The 19,772-nt window shown below is 40.9% G+C and carries 21 protein-coding genes and 1 pseudogene; 20 read left to right on the forward strand and 2 right to left on the reverse strand.

Features of this window, described 5'->3' with window-relative positions:
• Window positions 1–44: 44 nt before the first annotated feature.
• The 7 genes and pseudogenes from H5993_RS03740 (at window position 45) to tnpA (ending at window position 5,662) form a co-directional block, all read left to right on the forward strand.
• The gene (locus H5993_RS03740) at window positions 45–1,550 is read left to right on the forward strand and encodes a phage portal protein (RefSeq protein WP_239457969.1); all 1,506 of its coding nucleotides are present in this window, start codon (window positions 45–47) and stop codon (window positions 1,548–1,550) included.
• Window positions 1,551–1,552: 2 nt separating this feature from the next.
• A complete protein-coding gene (locus H5993_RS03745) occupies window positions 1,553–3,205 on the forward strand; it encodes a phage minor capsid protein (RefSeq protein WP_204776273.1) in 1,653 nt (550 codons plus the stop codon).
• Between the two features lie 3 nt (window positions 3,206–3,208).
• Window positions 3,209–3,487, forward strand: a complete 279-nt coding sequence (locus H5993_RS03750; protein WP_204776274.1) for a P-loop NTPase family protein — start codon at window positions 3,209–3,211, stop codon at window positions 3,485–3,487.
• Window positions 3,465–3,809 (forward strand): YjcQ family protein, encoded by a 345-nt coding sequence (locus H5993_RS03755; protein ID WP_338033125.1) that lies wholly within the window; start codon window positions 3,465–3,467, stop codon window positions 3,807–3,809. The genes H5993_RS03750 and H5993_RS03755 overlap by 23 nt, the downstream gene beginning before the upstream one ends.
• A 133-nt stretch (window positions 3,810–3,942) precedes the next feature.
• Entirely contained in the window at window positions 3,943–4,458 is a 516-nt protein-coding gene (locus tag H5993_RS03760) for a phage scaffolding protein (RefSeq protein WP_204776276.1), read from the forward strand.
• Window positions 4,459–4,754: 296 nt separating this feature from the next.
• The gene (locus H5993_RS03765; protein WP_204776277.1) at window positions 4,755–5,012 is read left to right on the forward strand and encodes a hypothetical protein; all 258 of its coding nucleotides are present in this window, start codon (window positions 4,755–4,757) and stop codon (window positions 5,010–5,012) included.
• A gap of 169 nt (window positions 5,013–5,181) precedes the next feature.
• Window positions 5,182–5,662, forward strand: a pseudogene (gene tnpA, locus H5993_RS03770) (IS200/IS605 family transposase).
• 138 nt (window positions 5,663–5,800) lie between these two features.
• On the opposite strand, the gene H5993_RS03775 reads toward tnpA, so the two are convergent.
• A complete protein-coding gene (locus H5993_RS03775) occupies window positions 5,801–6,640 on the reverse strand; it encodes a phage integrase N-terminal SAM-like domain-containing protein (protein WP_204776278.1) in 840 nt (279 codons plus the stop codon).
• Between the two features lie 147 nt (window positions 6,641–6,787).
• Between H5993_RS03775 and H5993_RS03780 the strand changes: the two genes are divergently transcribed.
• From H5993_RS03780 to H5993_RS03795, 4 genes are read left to right on the forward strand one after another with little or no spacing between them, the layout of a single operon-like run.
• On the forward strand, window positions 6,788–8,014 hold the full coding sequence (locus H5993_RS03780; protein ID WP_204776279.1) for a CCA tRNA nucleotidyltransferase: 1,227 nt from the start codon (window positions 6,788–6,790) through the stop codon (window positions 8,012–8,014).
• A 10-nt stretch (window positions 8,015–8,024) separates the two neighbouring features.
• Window positions 8,025–9,920 carry an ABC-F family ATP-binding cassette domain-containing protein gene (locus H5993_RS03785; protein ID WP_204776280.1) on the forward strand — a complete coding sequence of 632 codons (1,896 nt, stop codon included), beginning with the start codon at window positions 8,025–8,027 and terminating at the stop codon, window positions 9,918–9,920.
• 12 nt (window positions 9,921–9,932) lie between these two features.
• Window positions 9,933–10,895, forward strand: coding sequence for a thymidylate synthase (locus tag H5993_RS03790; RefSeq protein ID WP_204776281.1), 963 nt, complete (start codon window positions 9,933–9,935; stop codon window positions 10,893–10,895).
• Between the two features lie 11 nt (window positions 10,896–10,906).
• Window positions 10,907–11,392: a dihydrofolate reductase gene (locus H5993_RS03795; protein WP_204776282.1), complete on the forward strand. Its 486-nt coding sequence runs from the start codon at window positions 10,907–10,909 to the stop codon at window positions 11,390–11,392.
• On the opposite strand, the gene trhA is transcribed toward H5993_RS03795, so the two are convergent.
• Window positions 11,389–11,991: a PAQR family membrane homeostasis protein TrhA gene (trhA, locus tag H5993_RS03800; RefSeq protein WP_204776295.1), complete on the reverse strand. Its 603-nt coding sequence runs from the start codon at window positions 11,989–11,991 to the stop codon at window positions 11,389–11,391. The two genes, H5993_RS03795 and trhA, sit on opposite strands and share 4 nt — an antisense overlap.
• A 203-nt stretch (window positions 11,992–12,194) precedes the next feature.
• Between trhA and H5993_RS03805 the strand changes: the two genes are divergently transcribed.
• The 9 genes from H5993_RS03805 to topA all read left to right on the forward strand — a co-directional run bounded on the left by H5993_RS03805 (window position 12,195) and on the right by topA (window position 19,761).
• Window positions 12,195–13,037 (forward strand): DegV family protein, encoded by an 843-nt coding sequence (locus H5993_RS03805; protein WP_204776283.1) that lies wholly within the window; start codon window positions 12,195–12,197, stop codon window positions 13,035–13,037.
• A gap of 112 nt (window positions 13,038–13,149) precedes the next feature.
• Window positions 13,150–14,052: an SGNH/GDSL hydrolase family protein gene (locus tag H5993_RS03810; RefSeq protein ID WP_338033123.1), complete on the forward strand. Its 903-nt coding sequence runs from the start codon at window positions 13,150–13,152 to the stop codon at window positions 14,050–14,052.
• A 3-nt stretch (window positions 14,053–14,055) separates the two neighbouring features.
• A complete protein-coding gene (locus H5993_RS03815; protein WP_204776284.1) occupies window positions 14,056–14,634 on the forward strand; it encodes a YpmS family protein in 579 nt (192 codons plus the stop codon).
• A complete protein-coding gene (locus tag H5993_RS03820) occupies window positions 14,634–14,858 on the forward strand; it encodes a YozE family protein (protein ID WP_204776285.1) in 225 nt (74 codons plus the stop codon). The genes H5993_RS03815 and H5993_RS03820 overlap by 1 nt, the downstream gene beginning before the upstream one ends.
• 10 nt (window positions 14,859–14,868) lie before the next feature.
• Window positions 14,869–15,735, forward strand: a complete 867-nt coding sequence (gene ylqF / locus H5993_RS03825; RefSeq protein WP_204776286.1) for a ribosome biogenesis GTPase YlqF — start codon at window positions 14,869–14,871, stop codon at window positions 15,733–15,735.
• Window positions 15,728–16,498: a ribonuclease HII gene (gene rnhB / locus H5993_RS03830; protein ID WP_204776287.1), complete on the forward strand. Its 771-nt coding sequence runs from the start codon at window positions 15,728–15,730 to the stop codon at window positions 16,496–16,498. Before ylqF ends, rnhB begins: the two co-directional genes overlap by 8 nt.
• 151 nt (window positions 16,499–16,649) lie before the next feature.
• Window positions 16,650–17,078: a DNA-processing protein DprA gene (locus H5993_RS09575; protein ID WP_275086998.1), complete on the forward strand. Its 429-nt coding sequence runs from the start codon at window positions 16,650–16,652 to the stop codon at window positions 17,076–17,078.
• A 16-nt stretch (window positions 17,079–17,094) separates the two neighbouring features.
• Window positions 17,095–17,523, forward strand: a complete 429-nt coding sequence (locus H5993_RS09580; protein ID WP_275086999.1) for a DNA-processing protein DprA — start codon at window positions 17,095–17,097, stop codon at window positions 17,521–17,523.
• Between the two features lie 102 nt (window positions 17,524–17,625).
• Entirely contained in the window at window positions 17,626–19,761 is a 2,136-nt protein-coding gene (gene topA / locus H5993_RS03840; RefSeq protein ID WP_204776288.1) for a type I DNA topoisomerase, read from the forward strand.
• Window positions 19,762–19,772 lie beyond the last annotated feature (11 nt).

Below are 19,772 nucleotides of genomic sequence, written 5' to 3' on the forward strand. Positions count from 1 at the left end.
CAACAATTCGTAATTGGTTTTGGAAAGGAGGGGTAAAGCTAGGCATGACTAAAAGTTTGACTAATATCACAGATGATTCACGGGTAGCAATTGATCCATCTGAATATGACCGGATTCAAATTGCTAAGAGTTACTACAAGGATGATTTACCGGCTGTCTGGTTTCGGAACAGTTATGGACAACGGCATCATCGGCCATTAAGTAGTTTAAACGTCACTAAGTTAGCAGCTAAGCGCATGGCTTCGATTATTTACAATGAACAGTCAGAACTATCGGTTGATGATAATCAATTAAATGAACTGGTTAACCAAGTGATTGAAACTAACCATTTTAATCTTCAATTTGAACAACATCTGGAAACTCGGATTGCTTTAGGTGGTTTAGCGGCGCGTCCTTATGTTGATGACCAGAATCAAATTCGAATTGCATGGGCTAACGCGGATCAGTTTTATCCTCTACAAAACAATACCGATAATATTAGTGAATGTGTCTTTGCTAGTCGGTCCACTAAGATTGAAAATGATCGTCCTATCTATTACACGCTACTTGAATTTCATCAATGGTCTGATTCAACCACATATGAAATCACTAATGAATTGTATCGATCAGATAATCGGGATCGAGTTGGTGATCAAGTGCCATTATCAATCTTGTATCCGAATATGAATGAGAAAGTTACCTTTAACGGGACTTTAAAGCGACCACTCTTTGCTTATTTCCGCGCACCAGGTGCTAATAATAAGGATCTCGATAGCCCACTTGGTGTGGGATTAGTTGATAGCTCTCGTAATATCATTGATGCCATTAATCACACTCACGATGAATTCGTTCATGAAATCAAAATGGGAAAACGGCGGATTGCGGTGCCACGGGAGATGTTACGGCCGGGTAATAACTTTGGTACGAACATCAACCGAGATGAAGTACATCCACCAATGTTCGATACAGATATGGACGTTTATGAAGCCTTCTACGGCTCTGATGAAATGAAAATCACAGACTTAACTTCTGATATTAGAACGGATCAGTACAAAGCCGCGATTGATTACTTCTTACGTGAATTTGAAGAGCAAACTGGTTTTTCTGCTGGCACCTTCTCATTTGATGGCCAAGGTGTTAAGACTGCTACGGAAGTTGTATCTGAAAACTCAACTACTTATCAGACTCGATCAAGCTATTTAACTCAGGTCGAACTTTTTCTTAATCAGCTCGTGTTTGCCATTCTAGAAGTCGCAAGTACACCTGAATTCTTCAGTGATGGTAAAGCCCGTTGTTCATTTGATGTTGAAAAAGGCTTCGAACTGTCAGTTCACTTTGATGATGGGGTGTTTGTTGATAAAGATAAGCAACAGGCCGATGAATTAGCATTGGTATCTGCAGGTGTCATGCCAAAGAAACAGTTCCTCATCCGTAACTTTGGATTGAGTGAAGAGGAAGCCGAGGAATGGTTAAACCAAGTTGCTGAGGAGCAACCGGAAATGTCGACAGGTGGCTTTGAGGAAACTTCTGATCCGAATGATTTCGGGGATGATGAAGTAGGAGCTGATTAATCATGGGTACTAGAGAGCAGTTTCAAAGAGCTGCTGGATCAATTGCGAATACTTATTCTGCCTTAGAGCAACAGATTTACCGCTTAATCATCAACATTTTAAAAGATGGTGACTATGAGCACGTTGATCAAAGTGACGTCGTAATGTGGCAAGTGCAACAATTGCGAAAGATTGGACAATTAAATCAAGAAGCGGTCAAATTAATGGCACAAGCTGATGGATTAAGCGAACAGGCCATTACTGATATGATTAAATTCCATGGAATGCAAATTGTTAATGAGGTTGATCAAGAGCTTCAAGATCTCACAGGAAGCTATCAGAACGTTTCTGACGAGGTTAACTTAATGATGATGGGAATTGCCCATCAAACATGGACTGACCTTCAAAACAACGTTAACGAGTCGCTAGTGAGTCGTAATTATCAGCACTCAGCAGTTACGAAAGCTTATCGTCAAGTACTAACTGAATCGACGATTGCAACCGTATCTGGTTATATGACCCACGACAATGCCGTTAAGAGCGCTATGTATCGGTTAGTGGATCGCGGCTTGCCAACAAAGCTAACTGATAAGGCAGGGCGGAATTGGAGCATTGAAGGTTATACGCGGATGGTAGTTAATACAACGGTCCATCGAACCTATAACGAAGTTCGTTTGCAAAGAATGCATGATTTTGGTGTTAATCTAGCGTTAATGAGTAGCCACCCGAACAGTCGCGAAGCTTGTGCTTGGATTCAAGGGCACGTGGTAAACTTAGTTCCACCAGACAGTCCAAACTACAATGAAAAGTACGACAGCATTTACAATCACGGTTATGGGACACCGGCAGGAACTCAAGGCATTAATTGCTCTCACGTTTTGTGGCCTTTTGACCCAGACAAGAATAGCAACCACCAACCGCAATATGACCCCAAAGAAGCAATCAAGAATGGCAAGCTGGTTCAACAGCAACGGGCAAGAGAGCGAGCCATTCGGGACGCTAAGAAGCGATTGAAAGTGGCTGAAGAACTTGGCGACCAAGAAATGGTTTCCAAGACCAAGACGTTAATTGCGGCACGCCAGAAGAAACTACGTGAATTCATTAAGGCAAGTAATACTGACAAGTCACATCCGGTGTTAGTCCGAGATTATGCACGGGAACAGGTGGTTACTGGTAGTAGTAAACAACGGCAATACATTAATAATTACCGAGAAAAGGAACTCGAAAGTTTGAAAAAGAAGTACGGTCATTATGGGTTTCCTAAAACACCCCAAGAGTATCGACGTTTGTTGTATAATAATGACACCGGACAAGCCATGCATGCTTACGTACAAGCGCGAAAGTATCACACAGTGGAGCCTGTTGTTAATTACAAGGATTATATTCATGCAAAACAGCGTCTTGACAAAGAAGTTGTTGGTACGACAACATCCAGCGGCCAAGTGATTAAATCATATTCAGATCATTCTTTTGATCGTATTTATGGTGTTCGCAAAGATTCACACGGCAAACGGCGAATTGGTGTTTCGATTGATCAAATCAAGACTGCATTGCAATCCTCGAGGTACCTTAAAAGTAAGAAGCGCAATAGTGAAACGTATATTACCAACCACGTTCGTGTAATTGTAAATAAAAAAGGTAATATAGTGACGCTGATTCCAAGAAGGGAGAAATAAGAAATGGCCAGACCTTTGAAATTTAAACTTAAAGACTATGATTTTATTTCTCATAAATTCCCAAAGTATCACGATTTGTTAGTTTCTAGAGCTTTTCAGCACGGTAATGAAATGTGGATAGAAATAAAAAACGAGTCAGATTATGATAGCCTGCTAGATAATTTGTGTTTAGAATTGGGTGATGCTCTTAATGATAATGGTGAGCTGAATGCTGATGGTCTACGTTTTGAAGAAGCGTGGGATTATGCGGATCGAGAGGGTGTTCCATTTGGCGAAAAATGATTATTTTGTTGTAATGTATCGTCTTATGATGTACTTGTATAATTGTTTAAAGAATGATCAGCAGGTAGACCTCAGTAAAATAACATCTTCGTATTTAGGAATTAATGAAAGATATTTTCAATATATTTTGACTAATCTAGTTAATGACGGATATCTAATGGCCGATTCAACATATGAAGACATGAATGGTTTACATGTTATGGAATCTATAATGATTAGCCCTAAGGGAATTGCCTATTTACATGAGAATAGCACTATCGCTAAGGTGAAAAGTTCTGTTAAAGGTTTATCAGACATTATTGGAAATGTTACACCACTATAAGCACTAGCTAACAGCTGGTGCTTTTTTAGTACAAATGATTCGACCCGGACACGTCGTAAAACTGTCTTTTTGTTATGCAATCAATTCTCGGGGTTCGTGACCCCGTCAACAAATAACGTAAGGAGAGATCGCAATGAAGCGTGAAGATTTAAAAGAACTCGGACTTAACGATGACCAGATTTCAAGTGTCATGGCGAACTATGGTAAGAGTATCAACGAATACAAAGAACAGGTTGCCAACCTTACTAGTGAACGTGACGCATTGAAGGGACAGATTACCGATCGTGATGGCCAATTGGAAACCTTGAAGAAATCTGCTGGTAAAGATAATGACGATCTCAAACAGCAGATTAAAGATCTTCAAGATGCCAATAAGGCCAACAAGGAAAAGTATCAACAGCAAATAGCATCCCAGGCGAAGTCATTCAAGATTGAAGGGGCTTTGCGTGATGCAAAAGCTAGAAATGTTAAGACTGTGCTTGCGCTAATTGACACTGATAAGGTTAGCGTTGGAGATGACGGTAAGTTAGTCGGTCTAAATGATCAAATTGAAGCTGCTAAGAGGTCGGATGGCTATCTATTTGCTGAAACATCAAAGCCGAAGGTTGAAATTAATAATGGTTTCAAATTGAGTTTATTAAAGAGATGATGCCGGGAAGCCACATCAATTGCGGGCATGTGATGATGCAAGGGAATAAATAGTTAGAACGAATATAAGTACTGAGGAAAAGGGATTTATTTAGCATGCCTACAATAAGGTTCTAAGAAACAACAGCAACATATTTACAGTTCAATAAACTCGGTGGTCGTTATCAGTATGCTGATCTTAATCGTCCGGTGGGATATTATCTTAGTAAGAGTGGTACTGTAAAAGGCAGAACATCTCGTATTAAGATCTATCAGAGCCAAAAAGGATATCATGCTGTACCAGCAAAGTCGAGGGAAATGTTGAAGAATGAAGATAAAACCCAAAGTAGTCTTACTGATGTTTTAAACGCTTATGAAAGATCGTGGGTAATTGTTCATATGAAAGATGGACGAGATTTACATCTCTATATTATTGACGTTGATGATGAGTATCAACGTAATGACGAAGGACCAGAATTATATGCCATTGTATACAACATGACTCGTAGTAATTCTTATGGAAATGGAATTCCGTTTGAAGATATTGATAGCATTGAATTATCAGATAAGCACTAGCATTTTGCTGGTACTTTTTTCTTAATGTCTTTAGACCTAGTTGAGTGCGTGAGCGGAGCGAGTGCACGAAACGAAAAATCACCTGCTATGTAGGTGGGCAAAGACCTCTTTTGCCTTAAGATGTAGGTGTTCAAGCCAAAATCAATAAGGGAAAAGAGGTAATAACAATATGGCTAATAAACTAAATAGTTTAGCCCTTACAAAATGGTTATGTAAGTACCATATCGTATTCATTCCAAAGTATAGACGGAAAATTATATATAATTAATATCGAAGGGATTTACGAGATTATATAAAACTTTTGTGTAAGTTTAAAGGTGTAACAATCATTGAAGGACATATGATGCCAGATCACGTCCATTTATTAGTGAGTATACCGCCAAAATTAAGTATTTCTCAGTTTATGGGATATTTAAAAGGGAAAAGCGCCTTAATGATGTTTGATCGCCATGCAAATTTAAAGTATAAATTTGGAAATCGACATTTCTGGGCAGAAGGATATTACGTAAGTACGGTTGGATTAAACGAATCCACAATTAAGAAGTATATCCGAGATCAAGAGAAACATGATATAGCTATCGATAAACTAACAAGTACAGAAATACTCAGACCCTTTTAAGGGTAAGCGAAGTAATACAAACACTGCTTAAAGCAGTGGCAAAGTAGTTAGAGCATTTTAGCTTGAGCAAAGTGAAAGCCAGCGCTTTGAGACGCTGGCTTTTCTAATCGGCTTATAGCCGATGTACAAACCACTCGTTTGACGGGTGGTTATGATTGTAGACTCATTTTTATTCTTGGACACGCCCTTGAGCTTTTAAAATAATGTGTTGGTGTTGGTAATAATTAAGTGCGGTTGGGTCAAGATGAAGTTTTGCCTCTAATTCCCGTTCGCTGAGCTTTGGCTGGGTTTCAAGAATGTAGTATACATAACTTTGAAAAAGAAAGCGGGGAGCTAGGCGCATCCCTAATTTTGCTTCAGCGGGTTTTAAAAATTTATGCAAGCCAGCGTTACTAAGGCGCGGCTGGGCTTGGTTGACGCGGAGCTTTAAAAAAGGATCGTGGCAAGCCTGCTTTTCAGCTAATGGTTGCCAAAAAGTTTTAAATGCAACTAAGAAGTCTCTTTCTGCTTTGGTCCGGCCAGCCAATTTGGCAAAGGTTTCGCCAAATCCCGGTTGTAAGAATTCACTAACTTGATAACCATGGGCGGTTAGCAAGAGGGTCAGCCGCACATAAAAATGGAGTTCATCATTGGCTAAGAGATCATCTAGATGTTTAATCCATCGAATTGTTAATGGTTGTTCAACTTTTGGTAAGGCTCCGTGGAGGGGAAGGGTTGGGTAAGTAGTAATCAACTGGTGCATTAGCAGGTAACGAAAGTAACGATTTAAATAAGAAAGAAGTTTGTTATAAGTACTGAGGGTAATGCCGATTTCGGCTTGAAGAGCATTGAAAAAAGCCCGTAAATCGGCTTCCGTAATTTCTTTGACGTTAGGTTCATCATCTTTTTGGTCGGCTAGAAAAGCAAAGAAGCGCGTTAAATTATCGTGATAACCCTGAATTGTGGAGGGCGCTAGTCCTTGCTCACGTAAATTAGCTTCAAAGGCAGTTTGGTAAGGGTAATCCATCATTATCATTCCTTTATTTGGTAGTTATCAAATATTTACTTTAACTTTATCACAACATAAAAACTAAACCAAGAAATTTAAGCAAACCAGCCAAATATGTTGATAAAATTTGGTAAAATGAAACAGATACGAAAAAGAAGGATGATTAAAATGCCAAGTGAAAGTTTTCGGGTTCAACATTTACCAGCGATTTTTGAACCAGCCCGTCCAATCTTAGCAACGATTGAAAAGGCTGGCTTTGAAGCTTATTTTGTTGGTGGATGTGTGCGCGATACCATCTTAAATGATCCAATTCACGATATTGATATTGCCACTTCAGCATATCCAGCAGAAGTAAAACAGCTTTTTAAACGGACAGTTGATACCGGAATCGAGCACGGAACGGTGATGATTCTAGATCATGGGACTGGTTATGAAACGACAACTTTTCGAACAGAATCAGGATACCAAGATTATCGGCGTCCAGATTCAGTAACTTTTGTTCGTTCGCTCGAAGAAGATCTGAAACGGCGGGACTTCACAATAAATGCTTTAGCAATGAAAGAAAATGGGGCGGTTGTTGACTTATTCGATGGTCAAGGTGATTTAAAACGGCATTTGATCCGAGCAGTCGGTGATCCCAATGAGCGTTTCTTAGAAGATGCTCTTCGGATGATGCGGGCAGTTCGTTTTGCTAGTAAATTAGATTTTACAATTGATCCGCAAACGCTTGCTGGGATTAAGGATCATGCTCCGCTATTAGCGAAGATTGCCGTTGAACGGGTCCAAGTGGAATTTGAAAAACTGCTATTGGGGCAAAATCCAGCTCGGGGGTTAGCCGGGTTAATTTCAACCGGCCTTTATCAATATTGTCCGGGATTGAAAGATCACCAAATAGCCTTGGAAAAACTTGAAGCCGCTAATTGGCCACTGAAATCGAGTGCCGGGGCATGGACTGTTTTAACTTGGACCCTTGGCTTAAATTCTCAAACGGTAGGTAAATTTTTAAAGGCTTGGAAACTCTCTAATCAAATGATTAAGGCTGTTCAAAAAAGCCTGAAACTCTTAGCGGCGATTGCCGGTGATCAAGTTGATAATTTGGCTTTGTTCAATGCCGGTAAAGCAGCACTTGATACCGCGCTGGAAGTTGCGCAGGTCTTAGAAATTCCAGTTGATGCAGTTCAACTTCAAAAAGAGTATCAAACCCTACCAATTCAAGACTCCCACCAATTAGCGATTAACGGTAAGATGCTAATCGAGGCTGGGGTAGTTAAACCTGGACCGACGATGGGAAAATTATTACAGCGGCTTCAAACGGCGGTTATTATGGGAACGGTTGAAAATAATTTAGCTGATTTAACATCAGCAACTAAGAAATTTACAGAAGAAATGGAGTAACGTTATACCAATGCGAACTTTTCGAGCAGATAACTTAACGAGTACTTATGGTGAAAAAACGCTCTTTAAGGACATTTCCTTAATGATCAATGAACATGATCGAATTGGTTTGATTGGGACCAACGGGAGTGGAAAAACTAGTTTATTAAATGTTTTAGCTGGTTTAACCAGTGCTGACCATGGAGAAATCACTAAGCCAAATGATTATACAATTGGCTATTTGAAACAAACACCAGAATTAGATGATAATAAGCAAATTATTGAGGCGGTTTTAAGTGGGGAACAACCAATGTTTCAGACCATTCGCCAGTACGAACAAGCTTTGGCAACTTATAGTCAACATCCCGAAGACCCCCAAGCCGCTGATCGATTTACCAAACTACAAGGAATCATGGACACCCAAGACCTTTGGGAGGCGGATAGCCAAGTCAAGACGATTTTGACGAAGTTAATGATTGACGATTGGAGTCAAAAGATTGGGCAGCTTTCTGGAGGTCAAAAGAAACGGGTTGGCCTAGCCCAGATTTTAATTCAACAACCAGACTTATTAATGCTTGATGAACCTACCAACCACTTGGATCTTTCTTCAATTGTGTGGTTGCAAGATTACTTATCATCATACAAAGGAGCTGTTCTCGTGGTTACTCACGATCGCTACTTTCTCGATAACGTCACTAACCATATTTGGGAACTTTCCTTTGGCCGGCTTTTCCATTACGACGGGAATTATCAAGCCTTTGTTCAACAAAAAGCAGAACGGGTTGAATTAGAAGGTGAAGCTGAGAAAAAACGGCAATCTTTATACAAACATGAACTTGAATGGATGCGTCATGGTGCCAAGGCCCGGAGTACAAAACAAAAGGGGCGGATTAACCGTTTCAACGAACTAAAGGATTCAATTGGGAAGGTCCACGTTGATCAGGATGTTAATATTTCGCTTGGTGCCGCCCGGTTAGGGAAAGATGTGCTTGAAATTAAAGATGGTAGTTTAGCATACGACGATCATCAGATTCTGAGAAACTTTAATTGGTTAATCCAAGGTGGTGATCGGATTGGAATTACTGGTCAAAATGGGGCCGGGAAAACGAGCCTTTTGAATGTTTTAGCTGGTCGCCAAAAACTAGATCAGGGAATTTTGAAGGTTGGGGAAACTGTTAAAATTGGTTATTATACTCAACAGACTGAAGGAATCGACCAAGATAAAAGGGTCATTAATTACCTAAGTGAAGTTGCTGAGTCAGTGGTTAACCAAGCTGGGGAACGGATTAGTGTTGCTAATTTATTGGAACAATTTCTTTTTCCTCGGTTTATGCATGGAACCTTAATCCGTAAACTTTCTGGTGGTGAACAACGGCGGCTTTACCTTTTGAAGATTCTGATGCAATCGCCAAATGTGCTTTTACTCGACGAACCCACCAACGATCTTGATATCTCAACTTTAACGGTTCTCGAAAATTATCTTGATCAATTTCCTGGAACGGTGATTACCGTTTCTCACGACCGTTACTTCTTAAATCGGGTTGCTGATCAACTCTTGATTTTCAAGGGAAATGCCGCCATTGAACGGTATACGGGAAAATTTACGGATTATCTTGATCAAGAAGCGGCAAAAGCGCATTCTGAAAGTTCAAAGCCAAAGGAAAGTAAATCAGCTAGTTCCAAGGAGCAAGACCAAGCACCGGCTGAAAAGAAAAAGTTAACCTACGCCGAACAACTCGAGTGGGAGAAGATCGATGGTGAGCTAGAAGCTTTAGACGAAAAACGGCAAGCGATCGAAAGTGAAATGAATACCAGTGGCGATAATTACGAAAAATTAGCAAAGTTACAAAAGCAATTAAATGAAGTTAATACGCAATATGACGAAAAGACAGCCCGTTGGGAATATCTCAGTAATTATGTTGACTAGGAGGAAGAAAAAATGGTAGTAAACGAAAATGAACAACAATATCTTGATTTAGCTCGCTATGTTCTGGAGCATGGTCATGAAAAGGGAGACCGGACGGGGACCGGGACGCGCTCGGTTTTTGGTTACCAAATGCGTTTCGACTTACAAAAGGGTTTTCCAATTTTAACTACCAAAAAGGTTGCTTTTGGGTTGGTTAAGAGTGAACTTCTTTGGTTCCTTCGTGGTGATACTAATATTCGCTTCCTTCTGCAACACAAAAACCACATCTGGGATGAATGGGCTTTTAAAAAGTGGGTTGAAAGTGACGAATATCATGGTCCCGACATGACTGATTTTGGTCACCGGTGGTTAGTTGATTCAGAATTTAAGAAGCTTTACCTAGCTGAAAAGAAGGCTTTTTGCGAACGGATTCTTAATGATGATGAATTTGCGCAAAAGTACGGAGACCTTGGTAATGTTTACGGGGGTCAATGGCGACATTGGCAAACTCGGCAGGGAGAAACCATCGACCAAATTAAGCACGTGATCGAAGCCATCAAGACAACGCCGAATTCACGGCGGTTGATTGTGACAGCTTGGAATCCAGAAGACGTTCCTTCAGCAGCATTGCCCCCATGTCACACCTTATTCCAGTTTTATGTAAATGATGGGAAGCTTTCTTGTCAGCTCTATCAACGAAGTGCTGATATTTTTCTTGGAGTACCATTTAACATTGCTTCTTACGCCCTTTTAACCCACTTAATCGCTAAGGAATGTAACCTTGAAGTTGGGGAATTTGTGCATACTTTGGGGGATGCTCATATTTACTCCAACCACTTTGAACAAGTTAAGGAACAACTTAGTCGACCAATTCATGCGGCACCAAAATTGGTTTTGCCTCTCAAAACAAAACCACTGGAAGAGTATGATCCTGCCGATATTAAGTTAGCGGATTACGAACACGAAGGAACAATTAAGGCACCAGTTGCTGTATAGAGGGAAAATAAATGAAACTTTCATTAATTTGGGCCGAAGATGAAATGGGATGGATCGGTAAAGATCAAACGATGCCCTGGCATCTTTCGGCGGATCTTAAGCATTTTAAGCAAGTGACGATGGGTCATCCGATCATCATGGGAAGAACAACCTTTGCTTCTCTTGGTGACCGGCCCCTTCCAAGACGGACTAACGTTGTTTTGACTCATCAGGAGCTTAGCGTACCTGGCGTAGTGGTTGTCCATTCACTCGAAGCTCTTAAAGAATGGCTAGCAAAGCAAACGGATGAGGAGGCGTTTGTTATTGGTGGGGCCCGGATTTATGACCAGTTAATGCCATTAGCGGACCGCCTGTATCGAACGGTCATTAAAGGGGATCATCAAGGTGATACCAAGATGGCCTTAGTTGATTATAAAAAATTCGATTGTATTGAAAAAACGGCTCCTCAAATAGAAGGGGAAACCGTTTATTGGTTTGAAATTTGGCAACGTCATTAAACGTACAGCAAAATAGTAAAATAGATGCATGCTGAGCCAGCGATGACAAAGAAATGCCAGATGAAATGGGCGGAGGAGATTTTAAAGAGGTAAACTCCTGCGCCCAGGGTGTAAATAATCCCGCCAGTAAGTAAGAGGTAAAAACCGGGGTGAGGAAGAGCGGGCCATAAAATTGGAAAACAGGTGACGCAAACCCAACCCATTAAAACGTAGACAATGGTGGACCACACACTTTTCTGTTTTAACCAAATACTCTTATAAACCACACCGGCAATTGCCAGTGCCCATTCAAAGCCAAAAAGCGTCCAGCCTTGCCATCCGCCGATGGTAACCAAGCTAATTGGAGTGTATGAAGCCGCAATGAGCAAAAAGATCATCGCATGGTCAAATACCCTAAAAACATGCCGGGCGCGTGTATAAATTAGTGAATGAAATAAAGTTGAAGATAAGAAAAAGAGGACTAAAATACTACCGTAAATAGCATCGGTTACGATTCGCATTGCTTGGCCAAGGTGAGCGGCATGAACCATTAACACAACAAGTCCAGCGATTGCAAGTCCAGTTGCTACCCCATGTGAAATGGCATTGCCAATCTCCATCGGTAACGAAAGTTCTGTTTCCTCAGTTTTCACTATCGGAACCCTCCTTGATAAAATTAAAATGAATTTTGAACTCAGATTTGATATACTAGAATCAACTCGCGGTATGATTGAATTTGATAAATGGTTCCAAAGAATCTAAGATCTAGTTTTGAAAACTATATTCATTATACCAAAATCTGGAGGAAGTGTGGTATCTTCTTATGGCAAAGATTAAAATTGCTTGTGATTCATCAGCTGGTTTGACTGATGAGGAGATTCAAAAATACGGGATTACAATTATTCCGCTTTCAGTAATGATTGATGGGACAGTTTATGTCGAACGAGAAACAATTACGAATGAGCAGTTCCCTGAAATGATGAAAAACGCAAAGTCACTCCCAAAAACTTCGCAACCACCAATTGGCAAATTTGTTGATACTTTTGATGAATTGGGGGCTGACGGGAGTGAAGTTCTCTGCGTTACCATGATGGAATCAATTTCCGGAACGGTCCATGCAGCTGAACAAGCTACGCAGATGACAAAAACGAAGGTGACGGTGGTTGATTGTCACACAACCGATCGGTGTATGGCCTTTCAAATTTTAGCAGCTGCGAAGGTAATTGAAAACGGTGGAACCGTTGAAGATGCAGTTGCAAAGATGAAAGAAGTTTATGATCATTCCAAGCTTTACCTAGCAATTGATAATTTGGATAATTTAGTTGCAGGGGGGCGCATTAACAAGTTTGCTGGTACCCTTTCAAGTCTTCTAAATATTAAGTTGATGCTTGAAGTTTATGGCGGTGAAATTCACGTTGCAATGAAGGGACGGGGAATTAAAGCCATCCATAAAGAGTGGGCCAAGATTCTTGACCAGATGAAGGGTAAGAAAGTTAAGGGAATCGGGATTTCGCATGTCCAAGCTGATAGTGAGGTTAACCGTCTCCTAGGGCAGCTAAAGGAATTATTCCCCAATGTCCCAGTTGTAGTCCGGGAAACGGTGCCGATTATTGCAACTCATACTGGAATGGGAGCTTGTTGCCTGCTTTACTATACTGAAGATTAATGTATTTCTAAAAGCCGTTCATGGTTAGGAGTGATCCTAATTGAGAACGGCTTTAGTTCGCTTAATGACTTATGTTAGAATAAAAACCATTACAAATGCGGAGGGTACAATTGTGCTGAAAAAACAATGGTGGTTAATTGTTTTTCTGATCATCGGTATTTTAGGGGCCCTAACGGCTTGTAGTCAGCAAACTAATTCCAAGCCAGCTCCTCGAGTTCCCAAAAAGACGCTTCATTTGGTGGCCCTTGGAGATTCTTTAACTTATGGGGTTGGTGATCAACAAAATAACGGTGGTTACGTTGGACAAATCAAAACACGGCTTCAAATTCATCTTCATAACCAAGTAGTAACCAGTAACTACGGGGTTAGTGGCGATCGTTCGGACCAAATCCTCCGGCGACTAGATCAACAAACTCAATTTCAAAAGGATGTAAAGCAAGCGGACGTAATTGTCATGACGGTCGGGGGGAATGATTTACTTCAAACTTTGGAAAAGGAACTGTTAGTCAATTCCCAGCCGAAGTTGCAGACTGCAATTGATCAAGCAGGAAATACCTACCAAACTAAATTAATTAAGTTGCTCCGGACAATTCGGCAAAATAACCCCCAAGCCCCATTATTTGTCTTTAGCATTTACGATCCGGTTTATACCTATTTTCCAACGGTAACCGCAATTAATGATTCAATCGAAAAGTGGAATCAAATTACTAAGACAACGCTTGCAAAGTACCCCCAAACCTACTTTGTAGATATTAATCATCAACTATCATACGGTCAGTATCAAACGAAAGCTAGCCGCCAAAAACTAGTGAAAGCCGCTAATCAAGCTAATCGAAGTTCGATCAGTCAGGCGGAAGTGGTGAAAATCATGGATGGTAAAGGGAAAAATTTGAATCGTTATATTTCAACGGCTGATAACTTTCACCCAAATCACGCAGGGTACCGGTTGATGACAAAGGCCCTTTACCAAAAAATGTTAAAACATAATGATTTTATGTACCAAGAGAGGAAATAATTGATGAATAAGTGGAAAGTAGCCTTTTTTACACTATTAGCGCTAATTGTCGTTAGCTTTGGTAGCCTATATGTCAAAGCAACAGCGCCAACGAACGTCTCAACAGAGCTGAAAGCTCCAACAACAAAAGCGCCGACTTTAGATGTTACGATGAACCGCGCTCAAGTAAATGCACTTTCAGCCAATTACTTGAACCGGTTTTTAAAAAATAGCCGGATTAAGTACCGCTTTGTGGTGGGAGCAAAGTATGCTACGGTAATTGGAACAACCAAAGTTCTTGGGGCCAAAGTTCAGTTTGCAATGAATTTTGTGCCGGAAAAAACGGATGCTGGAAATATTTTGCTAAGAGCAAAGGGGTTATCCGTTGGGCGATTAAATTTACCACTAAAGTTTGTCTTGGCCTACGTTAAAAAGAACTACGATTTACCGAAGTGGGTTTCGATTAATCAAAAGAAGCAAACGATTTTACTTGATTTAAACCGTTATAGTCAGCACCAAAGTGTGCGGTACACGGCTCAAAAACTCAACATGCAAGCAGGAAAATTTGTTTTCCGGATCACAATCCCAAAGGGGGATAAATAATGTATCGAGAAAGTTTTTATCAGTTTTTAATGACCCAACGAAACCCAGATGGTGCGGATGAGGTCGAACAATTTGCTAACAATGCTTTTTTTGACTCGGCCTTTCCCAAACAATCGCAAGATTTTGAAGAGCTTTCCCATTACTTAGAGGAAAACGCCGACTACTTGCCAGCGATGACGATTTTTGATACTGCTTGGCAACGCTATCTAGAAAAAATGAATTAGGAGGTTTGAAATGGCTACTATTCAATGGTTTCCGGGTCATATGGCAAAGGCGCTTCGTCAAATCAAAGAACAACTTCCATTAGTTGATATTGTCTTTGAGTTAGTTGATGCAAGGGTACCATACTCATCGCAAAATCCGGAAGTTCACCGATTGGCAGGGAATAAACCGCGTCTGTTAATCATGACGAAGACAGATCTGGCCGATCCTAAAGTGGTTACCCAATGGCAAAGTTTTTTTGCAAAGCGGGGCCAAGTAGTTTTAGCTCTTGATTCACGTGAACGCCAAGTTGCTAAAAAGGTGACAAATGCGGCAAAAGAAATTTTAAAGGATCAATTGGCGACAGAAGCTGAAAAGGGATTGAAAAAGCGGGCTATTCGAGCAATGTGTGTTGGGGTTCCCAATGTTGGGAAATCAACCTTGCTTAATCATTTAGTGAAGAAAAATGTTGCTCAAACAGGGAATCGTCCTGGAGTAACGACTGGGCAACAATGGCTCCGTTCTTCTGCAGAATTGGAACTTTTGGATACACCAGGCGTTTTATGGCCAAAGTTTGCGAGTCAAAAGCAAGGGACGATGCTAGCGCTTTCAGGGGCAATTAAAGATAGCCTTTATCCTAAAGATGATGTAGCTTTATTTGCCTTAGCATACCTTAAGGAAGAACGATCAGCAGAACTAAAGGCCCGTTATCGACTTTCAGATGATGACTTGGCCCAACCAAACCCAGAGTTATTGCTTATCATCACCCAAAAGCTGGGTTTCCGGGATGATTATGATCGGGCGAGTGAACGAATCATTTTTGACTTACGGAAAGGAAAGTTAGGGTTAATTTCGCTTGAAAAGCCAGCCGATTTAAATGCGGAGGGAATCAATGAGTAAACAGTCGGTTGCTGAAATTAAAGTTAACTTGAAAAACGTTAAGTCAATGGACGATCCCTATATCATCAGCCTAAAAAACGATCCACGAAAAGGGGTTCAAAACGCCATTAAGCAAAGAGAGAAGCAACTTGCTCGTTTAGTCGCGGCCAAAGTTGCCTTTGAAAAACGGTTTAAGTTTGAACGTCCTTTATGGCAAGCTGGACATCAATATGTAGCAGGGATTGATGAGGTAGGGAGGGGACCACTAGCTGGTCCCGTTGTAACCTGTGCGGTTATCCTGAAGCCCGACTTTGATTTAATCGGGGTGACTGATTCTAAGCAATTAACTCGCAAAGAACGGGAAGAATTGTATTTGCATATTGTCGATGAAGCACTCGAAGTCAGTATTGCGGTTAATTCAGCGCGACGGATTGATGAGACGAATATTTATCAAGCTACCCAAGAAGCGATGATTAGAGCGGTGAAAACGCTGATTCATCAACCAACTCATTTAATCGTTGATGCGGTTCCCTTAGCGATCCCAATTCCGCAAACTACCCTAATTAAAGGGGATCAAAAGAGCATTAGTGTGGCTGCAGCAAGTATAGTTGCAAAAGAATACCGGGATCATTTAATGGCTGAGTATGCTCAGCTTTATCCAGGATATGGTTTTGCGGAAAATATGGGATATGGAACGGCCGGGCATATAACAGGGTTACAAAAATTCGGTCCATGTCCCATTCATCGCTTAACTTTTAATCCGGTCTCAAAATATCAAAAATAATTTAGATGTCTAGACCGCTGGAAAACACTATTCTGACGCGGTTTAGACATTTTATTTTTAAAAAGCTTAAAAAATTTAAGTGCGTCACTAATTTTGAGCAAATTTTTACGTATATATATATTTAGAAAGCAAAAATTAGGAGGAAAAATTAATGGAAGCACGCGAATTTTTATATCGGTTAAGTTTAGTTCGGGGCATTGGCCTTGTTACCAAAAGGTCCATCTGGAAGGCTGCTCAAGCTAGTCAGCGCTATGATGATTTAGCGGTTTTAGTAAGTGAAGTCGGCCTTAGCATGGATCATACAGCTGATTTGATTGCTAATTTCTATGGAAGTGAATTAGACCAACAGTTAACCACAAATACGAAGGTCCCAAGTATTTGTATTCTTGACGACGAATATCCAGATCAGTTAAAAGAGATTGCTCATCCGCCACTAGTTCTTTACTACCAGGGTGATATCAGTCTACTAAAGAAACGGAGCTTAGCTGTTGTTGGAACGCGGAAGCAAATTCAGTATGGTCGGATGGCATCCAACTTATTGTTACCGGAGGTTGTAAAGCAGGGGTACCACTATTATTAGTGGTTTAGCTAGGGGGATGGACACAATTGCTCATCAGTTTACCTTGGAAAACGGGGGGAAGACGATTGGGGTTATCGGAACGGGATTAGATCGGTTTTATCCCCTTGAAAACCAAGAATTACACCGCCAAGTTGCTGAAAAGGGAGTTTTAATTACTGAATATCCGCTGGGAAGTGAACCATTGCCTTACCATTTTCCAGAAAGAAATCGAATTATTGCTGGCTTATGCACGGCTTGCTTAGTATTGATGGCAAAAGAAAAGAGCGGTAGTTTGATTACAGCTAACCTTGCTTTACAAGAAAATCGAAATGTATTAGCGGTTCCGGGGTTAGTTACGGTGTCATATTCTGCTGGATGTAATCAATTAATTGCAGCGGGTGCTCGGTCAGCATTATCAAGTAAAGACATCTTAGAGGAATTGGCCACGCCGATTGCTGACAGATAGGTGTTTTTCTAGTAGAAAAAAAGTTATTGTTCAAAACATCGCCCTTGACACTTTTAACTTCTTGCTTTAATAATAATTGGAGAAGTAAAACAGCAAATATAAATGATAGGAGCCGATGATTTGGCAACTAAAACGACAACTAAAAAGAAAACTACTAGAAAACGGACAACTAGCAACAAAAAGAAACTTGTGATTGTGGAATCACCTTCAAAAGCGAAAACAATTGGTAAGTATCTTGGGCGGACTTATAAAGTTGTGGCGAGTCTTGGCCATGTTCGTGACCTCCCGAAAAGTCGGATGGGGGTTGACATTGAGAATAATTATCAACCAGATTACATCTCAATTCGTGGAAAGGGTGACGTAATTAAAGAATTACGTAAAGATGCTAAGCAAGCTAAAGCAGTTTATTTGGCATCTGATCCGGATCGGGAAGGGGAAGCGATTGCTTGGCACGTTGCTAACCTTTTAAAGATGGATCCGGCCGAAAAGAATCGGGTTACCTTCAATGAAATTACTAAAGATGCGGTCAAGGAAGCTTTCAAAGAGCCTCGGACAATTAATATGGATCTAGTGGATGCCCAACAAGCCCGGCGGGTTTTAGATCGACTAGTTGGTTATTCAATCTCACCAATTCTCTGGAAAAAAGTTAAGAAGGGGCTTTCTGCTGGTCGGGTACAATCAGTTGCCCTCAACCTAATCATCAAGCGAGAAGAAGAAATTCGAAACTTTAAACCTGAAGAATACTGGACGATTGATGGAACCTTTCGAAAAGGGAAAACTGAATTTGAGGCAGCCTTCTATGGTCTAAATGGCAAGAAAGAAAAACTTCCTAATCAAGCATCAGTCCAAAAGATTTTAGCTTTAATTAATCGTAAACGACCTTTTGAAGTCGCTGATGTGACAAAAAAGGAACGGAAACGCCAACCCCAACCACCATTTACGACTTCAACCATGCAACAGGACGCCAACCGCCGGTTAAACTTCCGGACGCGTAAGACGATGATGGCGGCCCAACAATTGTACGAAGGAATTAACATTGGCGAAGGGGCAGCGGTTGGGCTAATTACTTATATGCGGACCGACTCAACCCGAATTGCAGCAATTGCAAAGCATGAAGCTTCGCAATTTATTCATGATGAATATGGGGTAAATTATGCGGCCACAAAGCCAGTAAAAGGAAAACTTCAAGAAGGGGCCCAGGACGCGCATGAAGCTATCCGGCCAACTTCAATCTTCCGGACACCAGCAAAGATGAAGCAGTATCTAACAAATGATCAATATAAGCTTTATAACTTAATTTGGTGCCGATTTGTTGCAAGTCAAATGACGCCCCAAGTAATTGATACCGTAGCCGCTACATTAACTCAAAATGGGGTTGATTTCCGGGCCAATGGTTCGAAAGTTAAGTTTCCAGGATTTACTAAGGTTTACAAACGAGGGCAAGAAAAGGATAATTTATTACCAGAATTAGTTGTCGGGGATGCAGTCCAGTTAGTTGCTGATAATCCTGCTCAGCACTTTACCCAACCACCGGCCCGGTATACCGAAGCCGCTTTAGTTAAGACTTTGGAAGAAAACGGGGTTGGACGGCCATCGACGTATGCACCAACTTTGGATACAATCCAACGGCGGTATTATGTTCGTTTAGAAGCGCGTCACTTTGAGCCAACTGAGTTAGGGGAAATTGTTAACCGCATTATCGTTGATCAATTCCCAGAAATTGTAAATGTTAAGTTTACCGCTGAAGTCGAAGGTAATCTTGACCAAATCGAAGAGGGGAAGAAGCAGTGGGTAAAGGTGGTTGATGATTTCTTCCGCCCATTTGAAAAAGAAGTTAAGACTGCAGAAGAACAGGTCGCAAAAATTGAGATGAAAGATCAGCTTGCAGGGATTAACTGTGACGTTTGTGGGGCCCCAATGGTCATCAAAATGAGCCGTTATGGTAAATTTTATGCCTGTTCGCGTTTCCCCGATTGTCGTAATACCCAAACAATTGTTAAGGATACTGGGATTACATGTCCAACATGTCACCAAGGAACTGTGATCGAACGAAAATCAAAGAAAAATCGAACTTTCTATGGTTGTTCCCGTTACCCAGAATGCGATTTTGTTTCATGGGATAAACCGGTTGGGCGGGACTGCCCAAAGGATGGCCACTTCTTAGTTGAAAAAAAGGTTAAAGGTGGTAAACAGATCGTTTGTCCAAATGGTGATTACGAAGAGCCAGTTCAAAAATAGAGCAGGGGTGA

Source organism: Limosilactobacillus alvi (assembly GCF_016900115.1).
Classification (GTDB): domain Bacteria; phylum Bacillota; class Bacilli; order Lactobacillales; family Lactobacillaceae; genus Limosilactobacillus; species Limosilactobacillus alvi.